This window comes from Dactylosporangium vinaceum (genome assembly GCF_019904175.1).
Classification (GTDB): domain Bacteria; phylum Actinomycetota; class Actinomycetes; order Mycobacteriales; family Micromonosporaceae; genus Dactylosporangium; species Dactylosporangium vinaceum.
In genome coordinates, this window is record NZ_CP061913.1 from 2,126,752 (window position 1) to 2,148,184 (window position 21,433).

17 protein-coding genes are annotated in these 21,433 nt (G+C 74.4%); 12 read left to right on the forward strand and 5 right to left on the reverse strand.

Translation table 11 applies throughout. The features are described from left to right. Positions 1–50 precede the first annotated feature (50 nt). The 10 genes from dxs to Dvina_RS09275 all read left to right on the forward strand — a co-directional run bounded on the left by dxs (position 51) and on the right by Dvina_RS09275 (position 15,455). Positions 51–2,015 carry a 1-deoxy-D-xylulose-5-phosphate synthase gene (gene dxs, locus Dvina_RS09230; protein WP_223101994.1) on the forward strand — a complete coding sequence of 655 codons (1,965 nt, stop codon included), beginning with the start codon at positions 51–53 and terminating at the stop codon, positions 2,013–2,015. A 58-nt stretch (positions 2,016–2,073) separates the two neighbouring features. After that, the gene (locus Dvina_RS09235; protein ID WP_223101995.1) at positions 2,074–3,468 is read left to right on the forward strand and encodes an outer membrane protein assembly factor BamB family protein; all 1,395 of its coding nucleotides are present in this window, start codon (positions 2,074–2,076) and stop codon (positions 3,466–3,468) included. 162 nt (positions 3,469–3,630) lie between these two features. Continuing rightward, positions 3,631–4,956 carry an outer membrane protein assembly factor BamB family protein gene (locus tag Dvina_RS09240; RefSeq protein WP_223101996.1) on the forward strand — a complete coding sequence of 442 codons (1,326 nt, stop codon included), beginning with the start codon at positions 3,631–3,633 and terminating at the stop codon, positions 4,954–4,956. A gap of 862 nt (positions 4,957–5,818) precedes the next feature. Then, entirely contained in the window at positions 5,819–7,081 is a 1,263-nt protein-coding gene (locus tag Dvina_RS09245) for an outer membrane protein assembly factor BamB family protein (protein ID WP_223101997.1), read from the forward strand. A 186-nt stretch (positions 7,082–7,267) separates the two neighbouring features. After that, a complete protein-coding gene (locus Dvina_RS09250) occupies positions 7,268–8,596 on the forward strand; it encodes an outer membrane protein assembly factor BamB family protein (RefSeq protein WP_223101998.1) in 1,329 nt (442 codons plus the stop codon). Between the two features lie 308 nt (positions 8,597–8,904). Further along, positions 8,905–10,257: a hypothetical protein gene (locus Dvina_RS09255; protein WP_223101999.1), complete on the forward strand. Its 1,353-nt coding sequence runs from the start codon at positions 8,905–8,907 to the stop codon at positions 10,255–10,257. 24 nt (positions 10,258–10,281) lie between these two features. Next, the gene (locus Dvina_RS09260) at positions 10,282–11,670 is read left to right on the forward strand and encodes an outer membrane protein assembly factor BamB family protein (RefSeq protein ID WP_223102000.1); all 1,389 of its coding nucleotides are present in this window, start codon (positions 10,282–10,284) and stop codon (positions 11,668–11,670) included. Positions 11,671–11,751: 81 nt separating this feature from the next. Further along, a complete protein-coding gene (locus Dvina_RS09265; RefSeq protein ID WP_223102001.1) occupies positions 11,752–12,417 on the forward strand; it encodes a response regulator transcription factor in 666 nt (221 codons plus the stop codon). Further along, positions 12,414–13,652, forward strand: coding sequence for a sensor histidine kinase (locus Dvina_RS09270; RefSeq protein WP_223102002.1), 1,239 nt, complete (start codon positions 12,414–12,416; stop codon positions 13,650–13,652). The genes Dvina_RS09265 and Dvina_RS09270 overlap by 4 nt, the downstream gene beginning before the upstream one ends. Positions 13,653–13,685: 33 nt before the next feature. After that, positions 13,686–15,455 (forward strand): sensor domain-containing diguanylate cyclase, encoded by a 1,770-nt coding sequence (locus Dvina_RS09275; RefSeq protein WP_246656116.1) that lies wholly within the window; start codon positions 13,686–13,688, stop codon positions 15,453–15,455. A 96-nt stretch (positions 15,456–15,551) separates the two neighbouring features. Here Dvina_RS09275 and Dvina_RS55115 read toward each other — a convergent pair whose 3' ends face one another. Further along, positions 15,552–15,683, reverse strand: coding sequence for a hypothetical protein (locus tag Dvina_RS55115; RefSeq protein WP_281428380.1), 132 nt, complete (start codon positions 15,681–15,683; stop codon positions 15,552–15,554). Between the two features lie 321 nt (positions 15,684–16,004). Between Dvina_RS55115 and Dvina_RS09280 the strand changes: the two genes are divergently transcribed. Beyond that, positions 16,005–16,979, forward strand: a complete 975-nt coding sequence (locus Dvina_RS09280; protein ID WP_223102003.1) for a LysR family transcriptional regulator — start codon at positions 16,005–16,007, stop codon at positions 16,977–16,979. Between the two features lie 62 nt (positions 16,980–17,041). Here the strand turns inward: Dvina_RS09280 and Dvina_RS09285 are convergent, their stop codons facing one another. After that, complete coding sequence (locus tag Dvina_RS09285; RefSeq protein WP_223102004.1) at positions 17,042–17,623, reverse strand: TetR/AcrR family transcriptional regulator; 582 nt, start codon at positions 17,621–17,623, stop codon at positions 17,042–17,044. Positions 17,624–17,692: 69 nt separating this feature from the next. On the opposite strand from Dvina_RS09285, the gene Dvina_RS09290 reads away from it, so the two are divergent. Next, positions 17,693–18,676 carry a hypothetical protein gene (locus Dvina_RS09290; RefSeq protein WP_223102005.1) on the forward strand — a complete coding sequence of 328 codons (984 nt, stop codon included), beginning with the start codon at positions 17,693–17,695 and terminating at the stop codon, positions 18,674–18,676. Here the strand turns inward: Dvina_RS09290 and Dvina_RS09295 are convergent. The 3 genes from Dvina_RS09295 to Dvina_RS09305 are packed head-to-tail and all read right to left on the reverse strand — an operon-like array spanning position 18,649 to position 21,343. Further along, positions 18,649–19,500, reverse strand: coding sequence for an asparaginase (locus Dvina_RS09295; protein WP_223102006.1), 852 nt, complete (start codon positions 19,498–19,500; stop codon positions 18,649–18,651). The two genes, Dvina_RS09290 and Dvina_RS09295, sit on opposite strands and share 28 nt — an antisense overlap. Continuing rightward, positions 19,497–20,159: a Clp protease N-terminal domain-containing protein gene (locus Dvina_RS09300; protein WP_223102007.1), complete on the reverse strand. Its 663-nt coding sequence runs from the start codon at positions 20,157–20,159 to the stop codon at positions 19,497–19,499. The genes Dvina_RS09295 and Dvina_RS09300 overlap by 4 nt, the downstream gene beginning before the upstream one ends. Before the next feature lie 50 nt (positions 20,160–20,209). Further along, on the reverse strand, positions 20,210–21,343 hold the full coding sequence (locus Dvina_RS09305; protein WP_223102008.1) for a peptidoglycan DD-metalloendopeptidase family protein: 1,134 nt from the start codon (positions 21,341–21,343) through the stop codon (positions 20,210–20,212). Positions 21,344–21,433 lie beyond the last annotated feature (90 nt).

Here is a 21,433-nt window from a genome sequence, read left to right on the forward strand (position 1 = left end):
TTCGTTCGGCCAACGTGCAGTGCTGCACGGCCGCACTAGACTCGGCGGGCATGAGCACAGAAGAGAACGAGGCCGCGTCCTTGCTGAGCACGGTGCAGGCCCCGGGCGATCTTCGTAATCTGACCGCTGAGCAGCTCGACGTGCTCGCCGCGGAGATCCGCGACTTCCTGATCTCGAAGGTCTCGCGGACCGGCGGTCATTTGGGTCCGAACCTCGGCGTCGTCGAACTGACGCTCGCGCTGCACCGCGTCTTCGACTCGCCCAAGGACCGCATCCTCTTCGACACGGGCCACCAGGCATACGTACACAAGATCGTCACCGGTCGCCAGGACGGCTTCGACCTCCTGCGCCGCCGCGGCGGGCTCACGGGCTACCCGAGCCAGGCCGAGAGCGAGCACGACATCATCGAGAACTCGCACGCCTCGACCGCGCTGTCCTACGCCGACGGCCTGTCCAAGGCGTTCGCGCTGCGCGGCGAGCCCCGCCACGTCGTCGCGCTTGTCGGCGACGGCGCCCTCACCGGCGGCATGTGCTGGGAGGCCCTCAACAACATCGCCGCGGCCAAGAACCCCGTGGTGATCGTGGTCAACGACAACGGCCGCTCCTACTCGCCGACCATCGGCGGGCTGGCCGACCACCTGTCCAACCTGCGCCTCAACCCCGGCTACGAGAAGGTCCTCGACCTGGTCAAGGACTCCCTCGGCCGCACGCCGCTCGTCGGCGCGCCTCTCTACGAGGTGCTGCACGCGGTCAAGAAGGGCATCAAGGACGCCGTCGCGCCGCAGGCCATGTTCGAGGACCTGGGCATCAAGTACGTCGGCCCGGTCGACGGCCACGACCGTGAGGCGGTCGAGTCGGCGCTGCGCAAGGCCAAGAACTTCGGCGCCCCGGTGATCGTCCACGCGGTGACCCGCAAGGGCTTCGGCTACCGCCCCGCGATGGAGGACGAGGCCGACTGCCTGCACGGCCCGAGCAGCGCCTTCGACATCGAGACCGGCAAGCTGCTGGCCCCGGCCTCGGTCAAGTGGACGGGCGTCTTCGCCGACGAGCTCGTCGCGATCGCCGACGAGCGGGCGGACGTCGTCGGCATCACCGCCGCCATGGCCGAGCCGACGGGCATCGCCAAGCTCATGCGGAAGTACCCCGAGCGGGCCTACGACGTCGGCATCGCCGAGCAGCACGCCATCACGTCGGCCGCGGGCCTGGCGATCGGCGGCCTGCACCCGGTCGTCGCCGTCTACGCCACGTTCCTCAACCGCGCGTTCGACCAGGTCCTCCTCGACGTGGCAATGCACGGCCTCCCGGTCACGATCGTCCTCGACCGGGCCGGGATCACCGGGCCCGACGGCCCGTCGCACTACGGCATCTGGGACATGTCGGTCTTTGGTGTGGTACCGGGGCTGCGCCTGGCCGCCCCCCGCGACGCCCAGACGGTCCGCGAGGAGCTGCGCGAGGCGGTCGGCATCGAGGACGGCCCGACGATCGTGCGCTTCCCGACCGGCTCCGTCCCGGCCGACCTGCCGACCCTGCGCCGGGTCGGCGGGGTCGACGGCTTCGGCGGCGTCGACGTGCTCGCCGAGGGCGAGCGCAAGGACGTGCTGCTGGTCAGCGTCGGCGCGTTCGCCCACATGGCGGTCGACGTGGCCGCGCGCCTCGGCGAGCAGGGCTACGGCGTGACAGTCGTCGACCCCCGCTGGGTCCGCCCGGTCCCGGTCGAGCTGGTCGGCCTGGCCCGCGAGCACCGCCTGGTGGTCACGCTCGAGGACGGCATCCGCACCGGTGGCGTCGGTGACGCCGTCGCCAAGTCGCTGCGCGACGCGGACGTGTGGGTTCCGCTGCGCGACCTCGGCGTCCCGCAGGGCTGGCACCCGCACGGCTCGCGCAACGAGATCCTGGCCGAGCTGGGCCTGACCGCGCAGGACGTGGCCCGCCAGGTCACCGAGTGGGTCAGCCGCATGGACGAGCCCGCGCCGCTGCCCGCGGGCCCCGCCCGCACCAGGGCCCCGCGCCGCTGACGGCTTCGCAACCGAACGACGGACATGGGACTCTCTCTCCATTGAGGAGAGGGAGTCCGTGCCCGAAGCGATCATCGAGCTCGACGTCAGTGCCGCCTGGGAGCCGCCCGAGCGGCCCGGCCCGGCCGTCGCCCGGCGCCGCCGGAAATGGCGGCGGGTGCTGCTGACGCTTGCCGTGTTCGCCGCGGCCACGCTTGTGCCCGCCGGGGCGGCCGCCGGCCACGGGCTCGACCCGCTCTACGCGGTCGAGTTCCAGGTGCTCGCGGTCGACGCGGCCGGCGGGCGGATCCTGGTGCACCGCTACGGCCCGACCGGGACCGACCCGGTGGCCGAGGCGCTCGACGCCCGGACCGGCCGGGTGCTGTGGCAGCGCGCCGGGCGGACCGACCAGTCCTACGTCGGGCTTACCGATCAGGTCGGGCTGGTGCAGACCGAGCGGACCGACAGCGACGGGGCCTTCACCGGCTACCTCCAGGCGTTCGACGCGGCCACCGGGCACGACCTGTGGCGGCGGGACGACGTCCGCCCGGTCGGGCTGGCCCCCGGCGGCACCGTCGTCGTCCAGGAGCAGGCGTGGCCCGGCGAGGACGACGGCTTCGACCCCTCCTACGGCAACCCCGACGACGCCTCGGTCGCGCTGCCGCAGCTGCCGCACCACGAGCGGTTCATCGGGCTGGACGAGCTGACCGGCGCCGCCAGATGGACGACCGACCTCGCCCCGGGGACGCTGCCGCGCTTCGACTACCGCGACTATCCGCGGATCTCCGGCTTCGCCGAGCTGTCGGCCGCCGGGGTGCTGCGCAACCGCGACCTGACTACCGGGGCCGTCACCTCCCAGTACCCGCTGAACCTCGACGGCACCATCGCCCAGCACTGGGCGGGCCTGCCCGGGCAGGAGGTCGTGCTGGCCGCCGGGCGGGACGGGGCCTCGGTCTACGACTGGGCGACCGGGCGGCGGCTGTGGCGGTGGACCAGCGAGCTGCCCGCGTTCAACGGCCCCGTGCCGTGCCTGCGCGTGCACTACTGCGTCTTCGGCGACAGCGACACCGCCGTGCTCGACGCGGCCGACGGGAAGGTGCTGTGGCGGGCGCGCGGATACACGGCGCTGCTGCGCGACCTCGGCGACCGGCTGCTGATGTTCCGCCAGGTCAAAGACGACATCCACCCCAGCGACGTGGCCGCGTTCGACGGCGGCACCGGGGCCGTGCTGTGGCGCCGGCAGGGGTGGTTCCTGGCCAATGGATACTTCAACGCGCCCCGGGTCGGCGGCACCTTCGTCTGGCGGTCGACGAGCACCACCGACGCGGTCATCGGGCAGCTCGACCCGCGCGACGGGACGGTCCGGGTGATCGGGCGGGCCCCCGACTTCTACGGCACGCCGCAGTGCACGGCCACCGCGACCCGGGTCGCCTGCCTCGCCATAGGCGTCCTCTACGTCTGGCCGCACCCGTGAGCGCTCCGGGGCGTGTGACGGGGCCGGTCGGCATGGGTTCGGCCGGGTGGTCGTGCGTCCCGGGCCGGGTGGAGAGCGCGTGAGCGGTCCGGGGCTTGTGACGGGGCCGGTCGCCGCGGGTTCGGCCGGGTGGTCGTGCGGCCGGGGCGGGGTGGAGGGCGCGTGAGCGGTCCGGAGCTTGCTACAGGGCCGGTCGCCGGGCTGATCGAGCTGGGGGACACGACCGAGGCGTGGGCGCCGCCGCCGGCGCCGATCCCGGCCCGGCAGCTGCTCGCGGTCGTCGTCGCGGTGCTCACCGCCTTCGCGGCCGTGGCGCTCGCGGCCGACGGGCCCGGGCTGGCCCCACCGGTGTTCACCCTGCCGGACCGGGTGATCGACGCGACGGTCGGCGGCGGGCGGCTGTTCGTGACCCGCTACGAGCCGGACACGGCCGGCCGGTTCGAGGCCCGGACCATCGGCGGGCGGCTGTTGTGGACGCGGCCGCGGGCGCAGGAGTCCGAGCGGCTGCTGTTCGCCTACGACGGGGTGGCGGTGGTCGTCGCGTTCGACGGCGGCGGGTCGGCCGCGCCCTACTCGGTGACCGCGCTCGACGCCGACAGCGGGGCCGAGCTGTGGCACCGCGACACGGCGATCGTGAACGGCTACGCCGACGGCCGGTTCGTGCTGCGCGACGTCGGCGCCGAGGACGGCTGGCGGGGCGACCAGCCGGTGCGCCTGGAGGCGGTCGAGGCACGGACCGGAGCCTCGGCGTGGACGGCGACCCTGGCGCCCGGCTCGATGCTGAGCTGGCCGGGGGACGGCTACGCGATCACCTCCATCGACGAGCTGACCCTCGACGGCAACGTCCAGCGCCACGACCCGGCCACCGGCGCGGTGACGTTCGCCCAGCGGCTGGCCGGGTTCGACCGCGAGGCGGCGACCGACTTCTCGATCTACGGCGGCGAGGCGGTCGTCGGCCGGCCCGGGTCGCGCTCCGCCGACGTCTACAGCCTGGCCTCGGGCCGGCTGGTGTGGCAGTACGAGACGGCCCTCGACTGGGGCCTGTTCGCCTGCGGCGCCATGCGCTGGTGCACCGCGAGCGGCGAGGGCATCCGGGCGTTCGACGCCGCGACCGGGCGGGCGGCGTGGGGGATCGGGGAGTACAACGACGTCTTCGGGCTCAGCGGCGACCGGCTCGTGCTGGGCAGCCTCGGCAACACGGCGTCGATCGCGCATCGCACGGTGGTCGTCACCGTCGACGCCCGCACCGGGGCGATCCTGGACCGGCTGGACGACTGGGTCGGCACGTTCGGCGGGGTCGGCGACGAGTTCCTGCTGTCGCACACCGACGCCGGGCAGTGGGTGGGGGTCGTCGGCCTCTACAACGCGCGCACGGGCGCGATGCGGATCGTCGGCCGCGGCCGGATCGGCCCGGCCCCCCAGTGCCGGCGCAGCGAGGGAGCCGTCGTCTGCATCGGCAACGGGCTCAACGTCTGGCGCCTACCGTGACCGCTCCCCAACCCAGCGCCGACGTCCCGGTGACCGCATCCACCGAGCGTGCTGACGGCTCCGCGCTCGCGTCCACCGAGCGTGACGACGGCTCCGCGCTCGCGTCCACCGAGCGTGCTGACGGCTCCGCGCTCGCGTCCACCGAGCGTGCTGACGGCTCCGCGCTCGCGTCCACCGAGCGTGCTGACGGCTCCGCGCTCGCGTCCACCGAGCGTGCTGACGGCTCCGCGCTCGCGTCCACCGAGCGTGCTGACGGCTCCGCGCTCGCGTCCACCGAGCACGCCGAAGGCTCCGCGCTCGTGTTCGGGCGCCGTGGTGACTTAGGGCTGCGCGCGGGTGCGTTGAGGGCTCCGCGCTCGCGTCCGGGCGCGGGGGTAATCCGGGGGCTGCGCGCGGGCGCGTCGAGGGCTCCGGGGTCGCTTCCGCGCGTCGGGGTGATCCGACGGCTGCGTCCGAGCGCTTTGACGGCTCGGTGCCTGCGCTCGGGCGCGGTGGTGATTCAAAGGCTGCGCGCGGGCGCGTTGAAGGCTCCGCGCTCACATCCGGGCGCGGGGGTAATCCGGGGGCTGCGCGCGGGCGCGTCGAGGGCTCGGGGGTCGCTTCCGCGCGTCGGGGTGATCCGACGGCTGCGTCCGAGCGCTTTGACGGCTCGGTGTCTGCGCTCGGGCGCGGTGGTGATTCAAAGGCTCCGCGCGGGTGCGTTGAGAGCTTGGTTGCTGCGCTCGGGCGCGGTGGTGATTCGGGAGTTGCGCGCGGGCGGGTTGAGGGCTCCGCGCTCGCGTCCGGGCGGGGTGGTGATTCGAGGGCTGGGCGCGGGTGCGTTGAGGGCTTCGTGGCTGCGCTCGGGCGCGGGGGTGAGGTGGTGATCGAGCTTGGGGATGTGGGCGTGCCGTGGACGCCGGTGGTGGGTCCGCGACCGCGCGTGGAGGCGCGGCGGCGGCGCCGGGCGGTGGCGTTTGTGGTGGTGCTGCTCGTAGGGGCGGGGCTGCTCGTCGCGTCCGCGCGTGAGCGGCCCGGGGCGCTGTTCAGCCTGCCGGGGTGGCCGGCGGGCGTCGAGCTCGCCGACGGGCGCGTGTACGTCACGCGGTCGCAGCCCGACGTCGTCGAGGCCCGCACCGCTGAGGGGCGGCTGCTGTGGTCGCGGCCGCGCAGCTCCACCGACCAGGGGCTGGCCGCGGTCACGGGTGGGGTGGCGGTGCTGAGCACGCAGTACGGCGGCGAGAGCACCCGCGAATCGCTCAGCGTCGTCGCCGTCGACGCGGAGACCGGCGCGGAGCTGTGGCGGCGCGCGGGCGCGCGGGTCGAGGGGCCGGCCGGCGACCTGTTCCTGCTCGAGGACGTCGCCGGGCCCCACCGGCTGCTCGGCCTCGCGGCGCGCACCGGCGCGCCCGTGTGGTCGGTGGACCTGCCGGCCGACGCGCTGCTCTCGTGGAACGGTGTTGAGCTGTCGTCGCTCGACGAGCTCGATCCGGACGGCACGCTGATCCGCCGGGAGCCGCTCTCCGGGGCCGTGACGGTCAGGCGGTCGCTGCAGCAGTGGCCCGGCAAGGGGGTCTACCTCTTCCAGGTCCTCGCCGGGCAGGTCGTCACCTGGCCGGCCGACCACCCGGGCGCCGACGTGTACGACCTGGCCACCGGGCGGCTGCGATGGCCCTTCCCGGGGGAGTTCAGCCCGCAGCTCGTCGACTGCGGGCCGGGGCGGCTGTGCACTGTCGGCGGGGACGGCGTGCGGGCCTACGACGCGGCGACCGGGCGGCCGCTGTGGGTGATCCGGGAGTACAACGAGATCTTCGGCCACGGCGGGGACCGGATGATGCTCGGCGGCTACGGCAACTCGGCCGCGGCGTCGCACGAGCCTGTCGTGTTCACTGTCGACTCCCGCACGGGCGCGCGAATCCACCGGCTCGACGGGTGGATCGCCACGAACTCCACCGGGGACGGGCGGACAGTCGTGTTCCACCCCGACCCGGGCCGGCGCGACGGCATCGTCGGCCTCTACGACCGCTGGCACAGCGGTGTGCGGGTCCTCGGCCGCGGCGTCTTCCCCATCGGCCCGTACTGCGCGATCGGCCACGGCCTCGTCGCCTGCGTCAACGGTGACCTGATGGTATGGAGGATTCCGTGAGCGCGCGCGGTCGCGGGCTCGTCGCGTGCGTCAACCGTGACCTGATGGCGTGGAGGAATCCGTGAGCGGTTCGGCGGGCGGCACAGGACTGTCGCGGCCGTCGGGGTGCCGCGGTGCCGGTGTGAGCGCGCGCGGTCGCGGGCTTGTCGCCCGTGTCAACGGTGACCTCATCGGCTGGAGGGTTTCGTGAGCGGTCCCGAGCACGGCGGCGGCGTGATCGAGCTCGGTCAGGCCGACTCCTGGGTGCCGGAGGAGACGCCGCGTCCGCGCCGCGGGCTCTCCGGGCCCGGACGACTGGTGCTCGCGATGCTGGTGCTGGCCGTCGCTGTTGCCGTGCCCGTGCGGTCGGAGCCGGCGCTCGGGGCGCTCCTGCACATCGGCACCGGGGGCTCCGCGGTGACGCTCGGGGGCGGCCGGATCTACGTCATTCGGGCCGGGCAAGGGCTTGAGGTGTACTCCGCCCACGGCGCCCGGCTCTGGACGCGCACCCTGAGCGAGGCGCAGCAGCTCGACTACGGCACCGCCGGCGCGACGGTGATCGGCGGCCGGGGCGGGCCGGGCGCGGCCCTCGACACGGTCACCGTCCTGGACCCGGGCACCGGCGCCGAGCGGTGGACCCGCAGCGGCGTGGCGGCCGCGGGGCGGGCCGGGCGGCTGGTCGTACTGCTGGACACCAGCCAGTGGCGGGCCGACCCGCCGCTGCCGCCGGTCCACCTGATCGCCGTCGACGAGTCGACCGGGGCGCCGGTGTGGGACGTGCAGGTCCCGGACGGCTCGATGCCCGAGTACGCGCATGCCGGCGACATCAGCTGGGACCTCACGTCGCTCACCGTGCTGGACCCGGACGGGACCCTGCGCGAGTACGACCTGGGGACCGGCGCGGTCGCGCGCACCAGCCACCTGCAGCGGCCCGGCGGCCCGATCGGGTCGGTCACGCTCGGCCCGGGCGGGCGGCAGGTCGCGGTGGCCGGTACCGAGGTCGGGGCGGGCGAGCAGGTGTACGACCGCGCGACCGGGCGACTTCTGTGGCAGGTCGATGACAGAGAGTATCGGCTGGACCCGTGCGCGCCGCAGCTCTGGTGCCGTCCGGACGGCGGAAAGCTGCTCGCGTACGACGCCGCCACCGGGCGGGAGGCGTGGCGGGTGGACGGCTTCGACACCGTCCTGGCCGCCGAGGGCGGTGCGCTGGCACTTGGCAGTCTGGGCCGGATGGACGCCGTCACGGGCGCCACCGTCCTCGTGGTCGACGCCCGCACGGGCGCGGTGCGGGCCCGGCTCGACGGCTGGCATCCGGTGCCGGTCCAGGGCGGCGGCGTCGTCGTGTGGCACCGGCCGGAGGGGGAGCTGACGGCCACCGTGGGGCTGCTGAACCCGGCCAGCGGAGCGGTAGCCGTCTCCGGCACCGGCGACGGGTGGGGCGGCCAGCCGTCCTGCGCCGCCGACGACCGCATCGTGGCCTGCGGTGTCGCCGGTGACCTGACCGCCTGGCCCCGCCCGGCGGCGGCCCGACCCTAGCGGTCGACGGCGGCCACGCGCCGCGACCGCGCCCGCGGGCAGCGGCTTCCCGATGACCCGGCGCCGGAGTCTGACCGCGATGGCAGGTCGCGGGCAGTGGGCGATGGCAGGTGGGCGATGGCCGGCGGCGGGCGACGGCGGGGCGGCCGGCGTTGGGCGATGAGCGGTGGCAGTGCGGCCGGCGGTGGGCGGTGGGCGGTGGCAGGGCGGTGGGCGGTGGCCACTGGATCGGTTTTGGCCTGCGGTGGCGGCGGTGACCTGACCGTCCGGCCCTTTCCGGCGGTCGGCGGCGCCAGCAGAATGGGAGTGTGCCGCCGAGCACGTTGCCCGCCGCCGCTGATGGCGTCCCCGTCGCCGTGATCGAGCTGGGGGACGTCGCGGAGTCGTGGGATGCCGACCTCGACGGGGGGCCGGTCGGGCTGCCCCGGGGGTGGGGGCTGCTGCTGAGTCTCGGGCTGGTGCTGTCGCTCGTCTCGGCCGTGCCGCTGCGGGAGACGGTGACGGAGCTTGCCCGGCAGCCGCTGCGCAACGGCGCGTTTCAGCTGGCCGGAGACGTGCTGCTGGTGCTCGAGAGCGATCGGACGCCCACGCCGGTCGAGGCGTTCGACGGGGGTGGGGACGCGCCGCGGTGGACGTTCACGCCGGACGGGCTGTCGACGCTCGCCTACGCCTCCGCGGCGCCCGGGGACGTCGTCGTGCTGTGGCCCGATCTGTGCCGGTCCGGGGTCACGGGGACGACCGTCGGTGTGGACCGGCGCAGCGGGCGGGTCGTGTGGCAGGTGCCGGGCGTGCCGGTGCGGACCGCGGCCGCCGTGCCGGGGACCGTCGTCATGCGCAGCCTCTGGTCGGACGGGTGCGGCGCGCTGGCGGCGGGGGCGCCGATCGGCGGCGCGCTGCGGTGGCAGGACCTCGGGGCCGGGGGCGCGGTGCGGTGGGAGGTGCCGGTCGAGGCGGGCACGCGGGTGGCCGTCGACTCGGCCGAGAGCGGTGCCGGCTGGGCGGCGCTCACCGATCGGGACGGGGCGATAAGCATCGCCGACTTCGCGACCGGGCGGCGGGCGGCGGCCGGGGCGCTGCGGGCCGGGCCGGGAGAGCTCGTGGCGGCGGCCGGAGACCTGCTCGTCATCGCCGGCATTGACGGGCGGGCGGATGTGTCGGTGCTCAGGGCGTACAGACGCGGCGTTTGGGATGTGCCGATCTGGCAGGTGAGTGTGCCCACTGGGGCGGCGTCCGGGCGGACCGACAGGTTCACCGTGCGGCCGTGCGGGCCGGTGCTGTGCGTGGCCGGGCAGCGCACGATGGTGCTCGATCCGGCGACCGGGGCGGTGCGCTGGACGCCGGGGGTGCGCGCGGAGCTGGTGGCCGCGCCGGGCGGGCGGCTGGCCACGGCCGGGTCGCCCTCGTCGGCGCTGCTCGACCCGGTGACCGGGCACGCCACCGCCGCGCTGCCGGGGTGGTCGCCGCTCGGCGCGGACGCGACCCGGATGCTGCTCGGGACCGCCGCGGGCGCGGACGCGACGCTGCTCGGCTGGCGGGACGGTGACCGGGTGGCCCCGCTCGGGACCGTCGAGGGGCGCCTCATCGCCTGCGCGCTCGACGGTCCGCGGCTGGCCTGCTCCACCGACTCCGACGAGGTGGTGCTCCTTCGACTGGCGACCTAGGCCGGCAGCGGGGACGCTTGGAGCGTGGGCGAACTGATCGATCTCGGTGAATCACACGGGGCTGTCGACGGTGACGCGCTGCTCGAGTGGCCGCCGCCGCGGACCGCGCGTAGCCGGCAGTGGCCGATCGTGCTCATGCTGACGTTCGTGATCCTGTTCGCCACCGCGTCGCGGCCCGGGAGCGCGATCGAGGAGGCGGGCACGCTCGTCGAGCACACCTCGGCCCTCGTCGCCGATCGCAACGCCGTCTACGCCATGCGGGAGGAGCCCGCGCTCACCGCGTTCGACTGGACCACCGGTCGGGCGAAGTGGACCCGCTCCCTGGCCGGTGACGCCGGAGGGCAGGCGTGGCTGGCCGCCGACCGGGCGTACGTGCGGCACCGGCCCTGCACCGCGACTGTCGGCTGGAGCCTGGAGCGGCTCGACCCGGAGACGGGGCGGCAGCTGTGGTCGCGCGGAGGCGCGCCGGTCGCCGTCGTCGCCGGGCCGGCCGGGTCGGCGCCGGGGCTGCTCACCGTCGACGACCGGGCCGCCGTCTGCCCGCCGGTCGTCCCGGGCCGCAACGCCCAGCCCACGACAGTGCACCTGGCCGGGGTCGACGCCGAGAACGGCGACATCCGGTGGGCGTTCGACCTGGCCGCCGGGGCCCGCGTGGTCGTGCCCGACGTGCCCGGGAGCGGCTGGTTCGCTGCCTGGTTTCCGGGCGGCCGGGCCGAGGTGCGCAGCACCGTCACCGGCGGCGTGACGGCCGTGGCCCAGGTGCCGGAGCTGGCCGACACCCCGCCCACCAGTGTCCGGATCGTCGGCGACCGGCTGGTCATCGTCGCGGTCCGCGCGGACGGGGCACTGATCACGACGTACACCGGCAGCGATTTGCAGTATCAATGGCACACCCTGTTCACCTCGGCCGAGCAGGCCCCCATCGCGGAGCTGGCCTACGGGCCGGTGGTGGTGGCGTGCGGCCCGATGATCTGCGTGCCGAACTGGCGCGACCTCGCCGTCCTCGACCCGGCCACGGGTGCGGAGGTGTGGCGCCGCCCGGTCCAGCTCGACGCGGCCGGCCCCGGCGCCCTTGTCGCCCGCGACCGCGAGGACTTCACGCACGTGCGGATCATCGACTGGCACTCCGGCGATGACCGGGCCGACCTCGCGGGCTGGGCCGTGGTGCCGGCGGCCAGTGAAGGCGCTGACGGCTCGGACGACGACGACATCGGCTTCGCGCCGGTCGGCTCCGCCCTCGTGCAGCACCCCGAGGGCGACGGCGCCCGGGTGGCCCGCATCGACCTGCGCACGGGCGCGATCACGCCGCTCGGCCTGGTCACCCCGATCCCGTCGCGCTGCGCCGTGCGCCACCACCGCCTGGTCTGCGTGGCCGGCGGCGACGCGGTGCGGCTCTGGCGGTTGCCCGGGTAGCTACCCTGGCCCCGGGGCTTTCACCGGGACTTCACGTCCGCTGCCCCAGACTGTTCCGGATCGGCTGGGGGTGAGCAGGGCGTGCGCGTGCTGGTGATCGAGGACGAGACGAATCTGGCCGACGCGATCGTCCGAGGGCTGCGGCGGCAGGGGATGGCCGTCGACGTCGCCTACGACGGGACCAGCGGCCACGAGATGGCGATGGTCACCCGCTACGACGTCGTGGTGCTCGACCGGGACCTGCCGGGCGTGCACGGCGACGACATCTGCGCCGACCTGGTCGCCTCGGGGGCGCTGACCCGGGTGCTGATGCTGACCGCCAGCGGCAGCGTCGCCGACCGGGTCGAGGGCCTGCAGATCGGGGCCGACGACTACCTGCCGAAGCCGTTCGCGTTCGACGAGCTCGTCGCCCGGGTGCAGGCGCTGGGCCGGCGGGCCACCCCGGCCGCGCCGCCGGTGCTGACAATCGGTGATCTTGTACTCGACCAGGCCAAACGGGTCGCAACGCGGGCCGGGCAGCCGCTGGACCTGACCCGCAAGGAGTTCGGACTGCTGGAGGAGCTGCTCAAGGCCCGGGGCGCTGTCGTGTCGAGCGAGGAGCTCCTGGAGCGCGTCTGGGACGCCAACGCCGACCCGTTCACGACGACCGTGCGGGTGACGATGATGACGCTGCGCAAGAAGCTCGGCGACCCGGCGCTCATCGAGACGGTCGTCGGCGCCGGGTATCGGACGCGGCCACCGCAATGACCATCTACGACGCGCGCCGCACCGCGATCTTCCGCCCCACCCTGCGCCTGCGGCTCACGCTGCTCAACGGCATCCTGCTCGTGGGGGCCGGGCTGGTGCTGGTGGTGCTGGCGTACATCCTCGTCGACGGCGCGCTGAAGCCGGCCGACCAGCTCCAGCACGGCACGACGGTGGTGCTGCAGGACGGCCGCGAGGTCGACGCGCACACCTGGCAGGAGGAGCTCGTCGACTCGGCCGAGTGGGAGCTGCTGACCCGGGGCAGCCTGGCCCTGCTGCTCATCGGCGCGGTCGGGGTGGCCGGCGCCTACGTGGTGGCCGGGCGCTCGCTGCGGCCGCTGCAGCGGGTCACGACCACGGCCCGGCGCCTCTCCGGTGAGTCCATGGACGCCCGGATCAGCTACGACGGCGCCGACGACGAGGTGGCCGAGCTGGCCAAGACGTTCGACGCGATGCTGGACCGGATAGCCGGGGCGTTCGAGACCCAGAAGCGCTTCGTCGCCAACGCGTCCCACGAGCTGCGCACGCCGCTGGCGGTCATGCGGACCGAGGTGGACGTGACGATGGCGGACCCGGACGCCGACGTGGAGGAGTACCGCCGCATGGCCACCGTCGTGCGCGACGCCTCGATGCGGGCCAACGCGCTCGTCGAGTCGCTGCTGCTGCTGGCCCGCACGGAGGCCCAGGCCGGGCGGCGGCTCGGCCGGAAGGTCGACGCGGACCTGGCCACCGGGGTCACTGTCGCGCTGTCGGCGATGGGCCGGGAGATCCAGCGGGTCAAGCTCGACGTCACGACCGAGCTGGCCCCGGCCGGCGTGGTCGGCGACCCGGCCCTGCTGGAGCGGCTGGCCGGCAACCTGATCGAGAACGCGGTCCGGTACAACCACCTGGCCGGGCGGGTCTGGGTGCGCACCGGCGCCGACGAGACCCTGGCCTGGCTGGTGGTCGGCAACACCGGCTTCGAGGTCGAGCCGGCCGACCTGCCGGCGCTGTTCGAGCCGTTCCGCCGGGGCGGGCGGGAGCGCACCGGCGCCCGCGGCACCGGCCTGGGCCTGTCGATCGTCCGGGCCATCTGCGAGGCCCACGGCGGCGGCGTGTCGGCGGTCGCCCTCGACGGCGGGGGGCTGGAGGTTACCGTGTCCCTGCCCGCCGCGGCCGTCACTCCCGTGCTTTCCGGTACCGCGCCGGTTGTGACGGGCGGCACACCCGCTCAGCCCACACCGGTTGCGCGCCGATGAGGTCAGCGTTCTCCCGATAGCGCTGATGGTGGGATGGGGGCGGGGCGAATGCGCCTGCGCAGCTGGCTCGTCGTCGGCATCAGCATGGCCCTGCTGCTGGCCATCGGGGCCGTCGGCATCTCCGTCAACCGCTCGGCGCTCAACGCCGCCGAGACCGCCCACCGGGCCGACTCGCTGGCCCTGGCCACCAACAACGGCGGCCTCGCCGCGCAGGTGCTGCTGGTCTCGGCCAGGGACCTCAACGACTTCGTGACGAACCATCCGCTGTCGATGACCCCGCAGGACCCGGGCGACACGGCGGCGCTGCAGGAGTATGCGAAGAAGTCCGCGAACTTCGGCTACGGCCTGGTCATGACCGACCTCACCGGCAACCCGCTGAACGCGACAGGGCCGGCGAACATGTTCCCCGGCACGCTGTCGGCCGGGTTCAAGCCGCTCATCTCGTCGCTGGCCCTGGGCAAGCCCGGGTTCTCCTCGATCATGACGGTGCGGGACACGCTCGTGCAGGCCGTGGCCGTGCCCATCGTCGTCGGCAGTGCGCCGGTGGCCATCCTGTACGGTTTCATCCCGCTCGTGCGCAGTCAGCTGCAGGAGTACATCGTCAAACTGAAGGACGACTCGCACGTCTCCATGCTTGTCGACAACGCCGGGATCGTCGGCGCGGCGAGCGACCCGGCGCTGCTGGGGACCCGCGCCGACCCGGCCATCACCGCGAAGATCGCGACCACCGAGTCGGTGTTCGTCACCTACTCCGAGCACGGGCACTCGATGATCGCCACCGTCAACGGCGGCCTGCCCGGCGGCTGGGCCTACGTGCGCACCCAGTCGACGGCCACCTTCGACGGCCCCGTGCGCAGCCGGAGCCTCACGATCAACCTCGCCCTCCTGACGATGCTCCTCGTCGGCGTGGCCGGTCTCGCGATTCTGGGGTACCGCAGCCAGCTCGTCCGCCGCCGCGCCGAGGAGCGCTTCTCGGCGCTCGTCGAGCACGCCCCCGACGTCGTGACGGTCCTCGACAGCGACGGGAAGGTCCTTTATGCCAGCCCCAGCGGTCAGCGCATACTCGGCCTGTCGGCGGTCGGCTCGCCCGTGTTCGACCTGATCCACCCGGACGAGCGCCCGCTGGTCCGGGAGCGGTTCGCGGCGCTTGTCCACGACCGGGGCGGCCTGGAGCGGATGCAGGTCCGGGTCCGCCAGGCGGGCGGCGACCACCGCTGGTTCGACTTCACCGCCTCCAACCAGCTGCACAACCCGGCGCTGGAGGGGATCGTCATCAACGCCCGGGACATCACCGACAGCCGGGAGATGCAGGACCGGCTGGCCCACGACGCCCACCACGACCCGCTGACCGGCCTTCCCAACCGGCGCCGGCTGCAGCAGAGCCTGGCCGATTCGCTGGAGTCGGCCCCGGTCGCGGTGCTCTTCGTCGACCTGGACGGGTTCAAGCCGGTCAACGACGAGCTCGGGCACGAGGCCGGCGACGAGCTGCTGCGCCAGATCGGGGTGCGGCTGAGCGCGTGCCTGCGCCCGTTCGACGTGCTGGCCCGGGTGGGCGGGGACGAGTTCGTGATCCTGCTGCCGGGGGTGGGGACGGCGGCGGAGACCGCGGCGGTGACGCAGCGGCTGAAGGCGTGCGCGGACGCGCCGTTCGAGCTGGCCGGGCACGAGGTGCGGATCGGGGCGAGCATCGGCGTGCACGTGGCCGCGCCGGGGGAGCACCCGGACGCCGTGCTGCGCACCGCGGACGAGGCGATGTACGCGGTCAAGCACCGCTCCGACCGGGCCGGGCGGCATCGCGCCTGACGCTCAGGGGGCCGGTCGGAGCCGGCTCATTCCCGGGCCGGTCCAGGTGGTCGGTGCGGGGCCGGTCCAGGGTGGTCCGGGCCGGCCGCCGGTCCTTTACGGGCTGGCCAGGGCCGGTTCCTTGGCCGGCTCCGCCGGCTTCGCCACGAGGCTGACCGTGAGCGTCGTGCGGACTGCGCCGCGCTGGACGACCTCGATCGTCAGCGCCGTCACGCGTGTGGGTGTCACGTGATCCCCTTCGGCTCCGGACCCGCCGCCGTTCACCTGTCTACCGCTCCCGTCCTGCGTGCGCACCGTAGTCGCCCATGTCGTACGAACCCGTACGGTTCCATCACTCGGCGTAGAGTGATCCACCCTCTACGGACGGTGTAACACGCTCGGAAGCGCCCGCCACGCTATGGTCTATATCACAGAGCGTCACGAAGTCTCAGATACGTCGTGTTACCGACGGTCACGAACGCAAGAGGGTATGGGTGGTTTTTGCGCATATGGCGAAAACCCGTTTTCCGGGCTACCCACAGAGGGGGACAACTCCTAGGTTCTCGGGACATGGCCGTCAGCGACGACGTCGCGCCCGACGAGTGGGAGTGCCGCGTCTTTCTCGCCGTGGCCGAGCACCGTCAGCACACCAAAGCGGCGGAGGCGCTCTCCCCGACCCGCCCCGCCCACCTGCGCGACCGCCCGTATGCGCGCCAGTTGGTCGGTAAGACCATCGCGCGGATCGAGCGGTGGTGCGGCGAACCGCTCTTCGAGGGCAACCGCGGGCAGTTGCGCCTGACCGAGCGCGGGCGCGAGTTCGAGAAGGCGGCCCGCAGCGTCGTCGGGGAGTACGAGCTGATGCGCCGGGCGGCCCCGAGCGACGGGCTGCCGCGCCTGGCGTGCCTGCCGCACCACGCCGCGTTCGTCGCGCCCGCGCAGGCCCGGCTGCTCGAGCGGTTCGGGCGGGCGCGGATCGCCGTGGAATACCTGGAGCCGCATCGGCACGCGGCCTCGGAGCTGCACCGGCATGCGCTGCTCATCGGCTCGCCGGCGGTGCCCGGGGGCCGCTCCGTGCGGCTCTACACCGCGCGGCTCGAGGCAATGGTGCCGGCGGCGCACTTTCCGGGTGTGCGGCTCGCGCTTCCGGAGCTGCTGCGGCGCTACCGGCCGATCGCGCACCTGACCGGGGTGCCGGAGGAGCGGCGGGTGGCCTGGGGGCTGGACCGGGCCCCGGGGGCGAACTCCGGGCGGCCCATCGGCGACACCGCGGGTGCCGTGCTGCGGCTGCGGCACGAGACGGCGGCCCGGTGGGACGGGCGGGTGCTCGTCGCGCCGTCCGATGTGGCGCTGCCGTTCAAGTCGGGGATGGAGTTCGGCGGGCGGTATGCGGACCGCTTCAAGTGGGTGCCGGTCGTCGCTGATGCGCCGTTGACGTTCGAGGTGCACCTGACGGTTCGGCCCTCGGGCGCGGACGACGGGGTCGAGGCGGCGGTGGCCGCTGTGCAGACCGCGGCTCGCGCGCTGCCGCACCTCGGGGGGAGCTAGCGGCGTCCCGCGCTCACCTGGCGGCGGCCCGCGCTCAGCACCTGGCGGCGGCCCGCGGGCACTCAGCGGCGGCCGCGGGTCAGCGGGATGAAGACCTCGTCGACGATCTCGACGAGGACGTCGTCGGGGACGCTCGGGTGGCCGCGCATGGCGTACTCCGCGCGCAGCAGCATGATCGGTGTGGTCGCCACGCGGATGTGGACGGCGGCCGGTGGGACCTCCCCGCGCGCGGCGGCTCGCTCCAGCATGGCCAGCCAGGTGCGGTCCATCGTGTCGGCGCCTGATCGTTCGCGCATCCGGGACAGCAGCTCCGGGTCCTCGGCGGCGGCCGCCAGCAGGCCGCGCAGGATCGCGCCGTGGGGGGACGCCCAGGTCTCGTTGGCCCGGCGGAGCAGTTCCAGGGCGTCGGTGCGCAGGCTGCCGGTGTCGGGGCTCGGCATGTTCTCGTCGGAGAGCATGCGGTAGGCGGCAATGCCGAGCGCGGCCCGGCTCGGCCAGCGGCGGTAGATCGCGTTCTTGTTGGTGCCCGCGCGGGTGGCGACGCGGTCCATGGTCATGCCCGCGTAGCCGGACTCGCGGAGCTCGTCCGCGGCCGCGCGCAGGATCGCCTGCTCCAGCTCCTCACCCCGCCGCCTGGTGGTCATGGGTTGTAGGGTACGCCCTGTACCTTATAAGGTACTGGACGTACCCTATTAGCGGGAGGTCTTGGGGTTATGCGGGTGTTCGGCATCAACTACGACGCCGGGTTCGTCAGCGGCGGGTCCACGACGCACGAGCCGTTCGATCCGGCCGTCGTCGCCCGGGACATGCGGGTGATCCGGGAGGAGCTGCACTGCGACGCGGTGCGGATCACCGGAGGGGTCCAGGACCGGCTGGAGATCGCCGCCCGGCTGGCCGCCGAGGCGGGGCTCGAGGTCTGGTACTGCCCGTTCAACAACGGGCTCGACCGGGACTCGCTCATGGCGTTCGTGCTCGAGGCGGCGCAGCGCGCGGAGCGGCTGCGGCGCGCGGGCGCGGCTGTCGTGTTCCTCACCGGGTCGGAGATCAGCATGTTCACCGACGGGTTCCTGCCGGGCAAGGACCTGGCCGAGCGGTTGGCGATGTTCGGCGACCCCGTGCGGCTGCGCGCGGCGGTCCCGGCGGCCCGGGCGGCGGTGCACGAGTTTCTTACAGCGGCGGTGCCGGCCGTGCGGGAGCGCTTCGGCGGACCGATCTCGTATGCGTCGGTGCCGCTGGAGGGCGTGGACTGGGCGCCGTTCGACATCATCGCCAGCGACGCCGCGTATCGCGACGCGTCGAATGCGGCGGCGTTTCCGGAGTCGCTGGCGGCGGCGGTGGGGCAGGGGAAGCCCTACGCCGCGACCGAGTTCGGCTGCTGCACCTTCCTCGGGGCCGGCGAGGTCGCGGGGCAGGGGGAGCCGGTCACCTTCGGGCCGGACGGGCGGGCGCTCACGCTGACCCGGGAGCTGCAGCGGGACGAGGAGGGGCAGGCGGAGTACATCCTGTCGCTGCTGCGGGACCTGGAGGCCGGGGGAGCGTCGGCGGCGTTCGTGTACACGTTCGCCAACCGGCACCTGCCGGGCGAGTTCGACCTCGCGGCCCGCGGGATCGTGCGGGTCCTCGACGACGGGTCGTGGACGCCCAAGGCCGCCTTCCACGCCCTCGCGGCCTACGGGGCGGCCAGGCGTTCGAAGTAGTCCCGCACGCCCGCGGCATGGTTCACGGCGACCATGAGGGCGGCCAGCGCCTTGGCCGATGACAGGTTGCCGGCGAGCACCGCGCCGACCCGCGCGGCCAGGCCGTTGGGCGGCTGCGGAGGGCGCGGCGCGCGGGTGCGCGAGGTGACGACCACCGGGATGTTCCACTCGACCAGGTCGGCGATCGTGGCGAGGAGGGTCACCGGGACGTTGCCCTCGCCGGTGCCCTCCAGCACGATGCCGCGGGCCCCGGCGTCGGCGAGCGTCATCAGGAGCTGGGCGGCGATCCCCGGGTACACCCGCAGCAGCCCGATGTTGGTGTCCGGATGACCTTGCGGTGCCGGTGGGCGCGGCGGGGGGTCGGCCGTCAGCGCGACGCCGGCCGGGCTCACTCGACCGAGCGGCGGGGCCGGCCGGGAGGTGAATCCGTCCGCGTCCGCGCGCACCCAGCGCGCGGCGTGCAGCTCGTCGCCGATGCAGGCGACCGCGCCGACGCCGTGCAGCCGCGGGTCGCCGGCGGCGCGCACGGCGGTGCGCAGGCCCGGGCCGGGGGTCGTGAAGACGATCGCTCCCCGCTCCGCGGCCCGGCCCGCGACCAGGTCGGTCAGGTAGGCGGTCGCCTCGAGGGTGTCGGGGCCGTGCGGGACGACGACGCCGGCGAAGCCCTCCTCACCCAGGGCCCTGCGCACGCGCCGGGCGATGGCGGCCATCGTCTCCTGGGTGGTGTCCCAGTCGATCTCGGCCGGCGACTCCTCGACCACGACGCCCGACGGTGGCGCCTCCGCGCGTGTGGTCGGCGTGGTCAGCAGGAGCACGCCGCTCACTGGAGGCGCTCCTCCAGGCGCTCGATGCGGGCCAGCAGTGCGTCGAGGGAGGGGGCGGCCTGGGCCTGGAGGTGGACGTACCCGGCCAGGGCCGCCGTCACCGCCCGGCGGGTCAGGCGCAGCTCGGCGCCGAGCGAGCGCAGGGCCTGCCCGGCGACGCCGTCCGGCTCGGCGACGAGGCCGAGCAGGAGGTGCTCGCAGCCGACGTAGTTGTGCCCGAGCGCCGTCGCCTCCGTCACGGCCAGCTCCAGCGCGGCCGCCGCGGGGCCGCTGAACTGCCCGCCGGTGCCGTCCTCGGCACCGGCCCGGACGGCGGCCGGGACGCGGGCCGGGTCGATGTCGATCGCCCGCAGGACCTGCAGCGCCAGGTTCGCGCCCTCGTCGAGCATCCCGGCGAGCAGGTGCCCGGTGTCGAGGGCGGGCGCGCCGACGGCCCGCTGCGCAGCCAGGCGCAGGACGGTGCGCATCCGCGCGGTGAAGTGCGGGAGCCGGGCGGCGAGCGCGTCGTCGTCGAGGTCGCCCAGGACCGTCTCCCGGATCGCCGTCACCCGCCGGACGGCCTGCTCGAGGGCCCGCTGGCAGATCGCGGAGACGGGCACGCCGGTGGCCTTGACCGCCTCGGCGAGCTCGTCGGGCAGGTAGACGTTGATTTTCGGCACGCTCTAGATATACCCCCACAGGGGTTACACCGTCGAGCTCGGGCGCCGGCTCAGCCGATCGCGGCGCTGTGGGCCCGCATGAAGGGCAGCGGGTCGACGGCGTTGCCCGGCGAGGTCGGCGGCGTGCTCACGTGGACCTCGAAGTGCAGGTGCGGGGCGGAGGAGTTGCCGGAGCTGCCGACGTAGCCGATGACCTGGCCGGCCGCGACCTTCTGGCCCGCCTGGACGACGCCGCGGCGGACCATGTGGCAGTACAGGGTGGAGACGCCGCCGGCGTGCTGGATCTTCACGTACCAGCCGCAGCCCCCGATCGCCGCGCTGCCGGCCTGGTCGCAGCTGTGGCCGGCCTCGATGTTGCACACGACCTCGACGACGGTGCCGGCCGACGCGGCGTGGATCGGGGTGCCGACGAACGACATGATGTCGACGCCCACGTGGTTGGGGTTGGTCGGCGTGCGGAAGCCGGGCCGGGCCGAGAAGCCGGGCAGTGGGCTCACCCAGCGGCTCTGGCCGGCCTCGGCGGCGGGTGCGGGAGCCGCGGCGGCGGGCGCGGGCGCGGCGAGGGAGTCGCAGGACGGCGGGGCGGTGGCGCGGTTGACGTAGGCGTCGGAGACGTACGCGCCGGTATCGAGGCGGTCCCACCTGTCGGTGACCCGCATGGTGCCGGCGATCTGCTCGCCCGGCAGCTGGCAGACGATGTTCAGCGGGGTGCCGTTCGCCAGGCCGGCGTAGAGCACGGCGGCGCGGGCCGGGCCGCTGCGGGTCTTCAGCGCAACGGCGCCGGAGGCGACGGTGCCGGCGGTCGTGGCGGCGGTGGCGGGAGCCGCGGCGGCGGCCGGGGCGGCGACGGTCTGCGCGTCGGTGCACGGCGGGAACTGCTGGCCGTGGCGCACCCAGGCGTCGCTGACGAACGAGCCGTCGGTGAGGCGGTCCCACTGGTCGGTGACCCGGACCGGGCCCTGATTGATCAGCTGGCCCTTGACCTGGCACTCGACGGAGACCGCGGTGCCGTTCGGGAGGGTGCGCAGCGGGCGGGTCCAGACGGCCGCGCCCGCGCGGACGTTCAGCGGGCGCTTCGGGGACACGACCGTGGCGGTGGTGGCCGCCTGGGCGCCCACCGGTATCAGCAGCGTGGCCGCGGTCGTGGTGGCCGCCACGGCCGCGGCGAAGATCGTTTTGCGCATGGTGCACCCCCGGGGACGAGATGATTCCGCGCTCGGGCCGGGGGGACCACGAACCCCGCCAACGCTAGGCGTGACGGGGTCCGCGGTCCT

Bases quoted from the DNA above. Each gene is read 5' to 3' on its own strand.
- dxs (WP_223101994.1), top strand. From the start codon at position 51: ATGAGCACAGAAGAGAACGAGGCCGCGTCCTTGCTGAGCACGGTGCAG.
- Dvina_RS09270 (WP_223102002.1), top strand. From the start codon at position 12,414: ATGACCATCTACGACGCGCGCCGCACCGCGATCTTCCGCCCCACCCTG.
- Dvina_RS09275 (WP_246656116.1), top strand. From the start codon at position 13,686: ATGGGGGCGGGGCGAATGCGCCTGCGCAGCTGGCTCGTCGTCGGCATC.
- Dvina_RS09280 (WP_223102003.1), top strand. From the start codon at position 16,005: ATGGCCGTCAGCGACGACGTCGCGCCCGACGAGTGGGAGTGCCGCGTC.
- Dvina_RS09285 (WP_223102004.1), bottom strand. From the start codon at position 17,623: ATGACCACCAGGCGGCGGGGTGAGGAGCTGGAGCAGGCGATCCTGCGC.
- Dvina_RS09290 (WP_223102005.1), top strand. From the start codon at position 17,693: ATGCGGGTGTTCGGCATCAACTACGACGCCGGGTTCGTCAGCGGCGGG.
- Dvina_RS09305 (WP_223102008.1), bottom strand. From the start codon at position 21,343: ATGCGCAAAACGATCTTCGCCGCGGCCGTGGCGGCCACCACGACCGCG.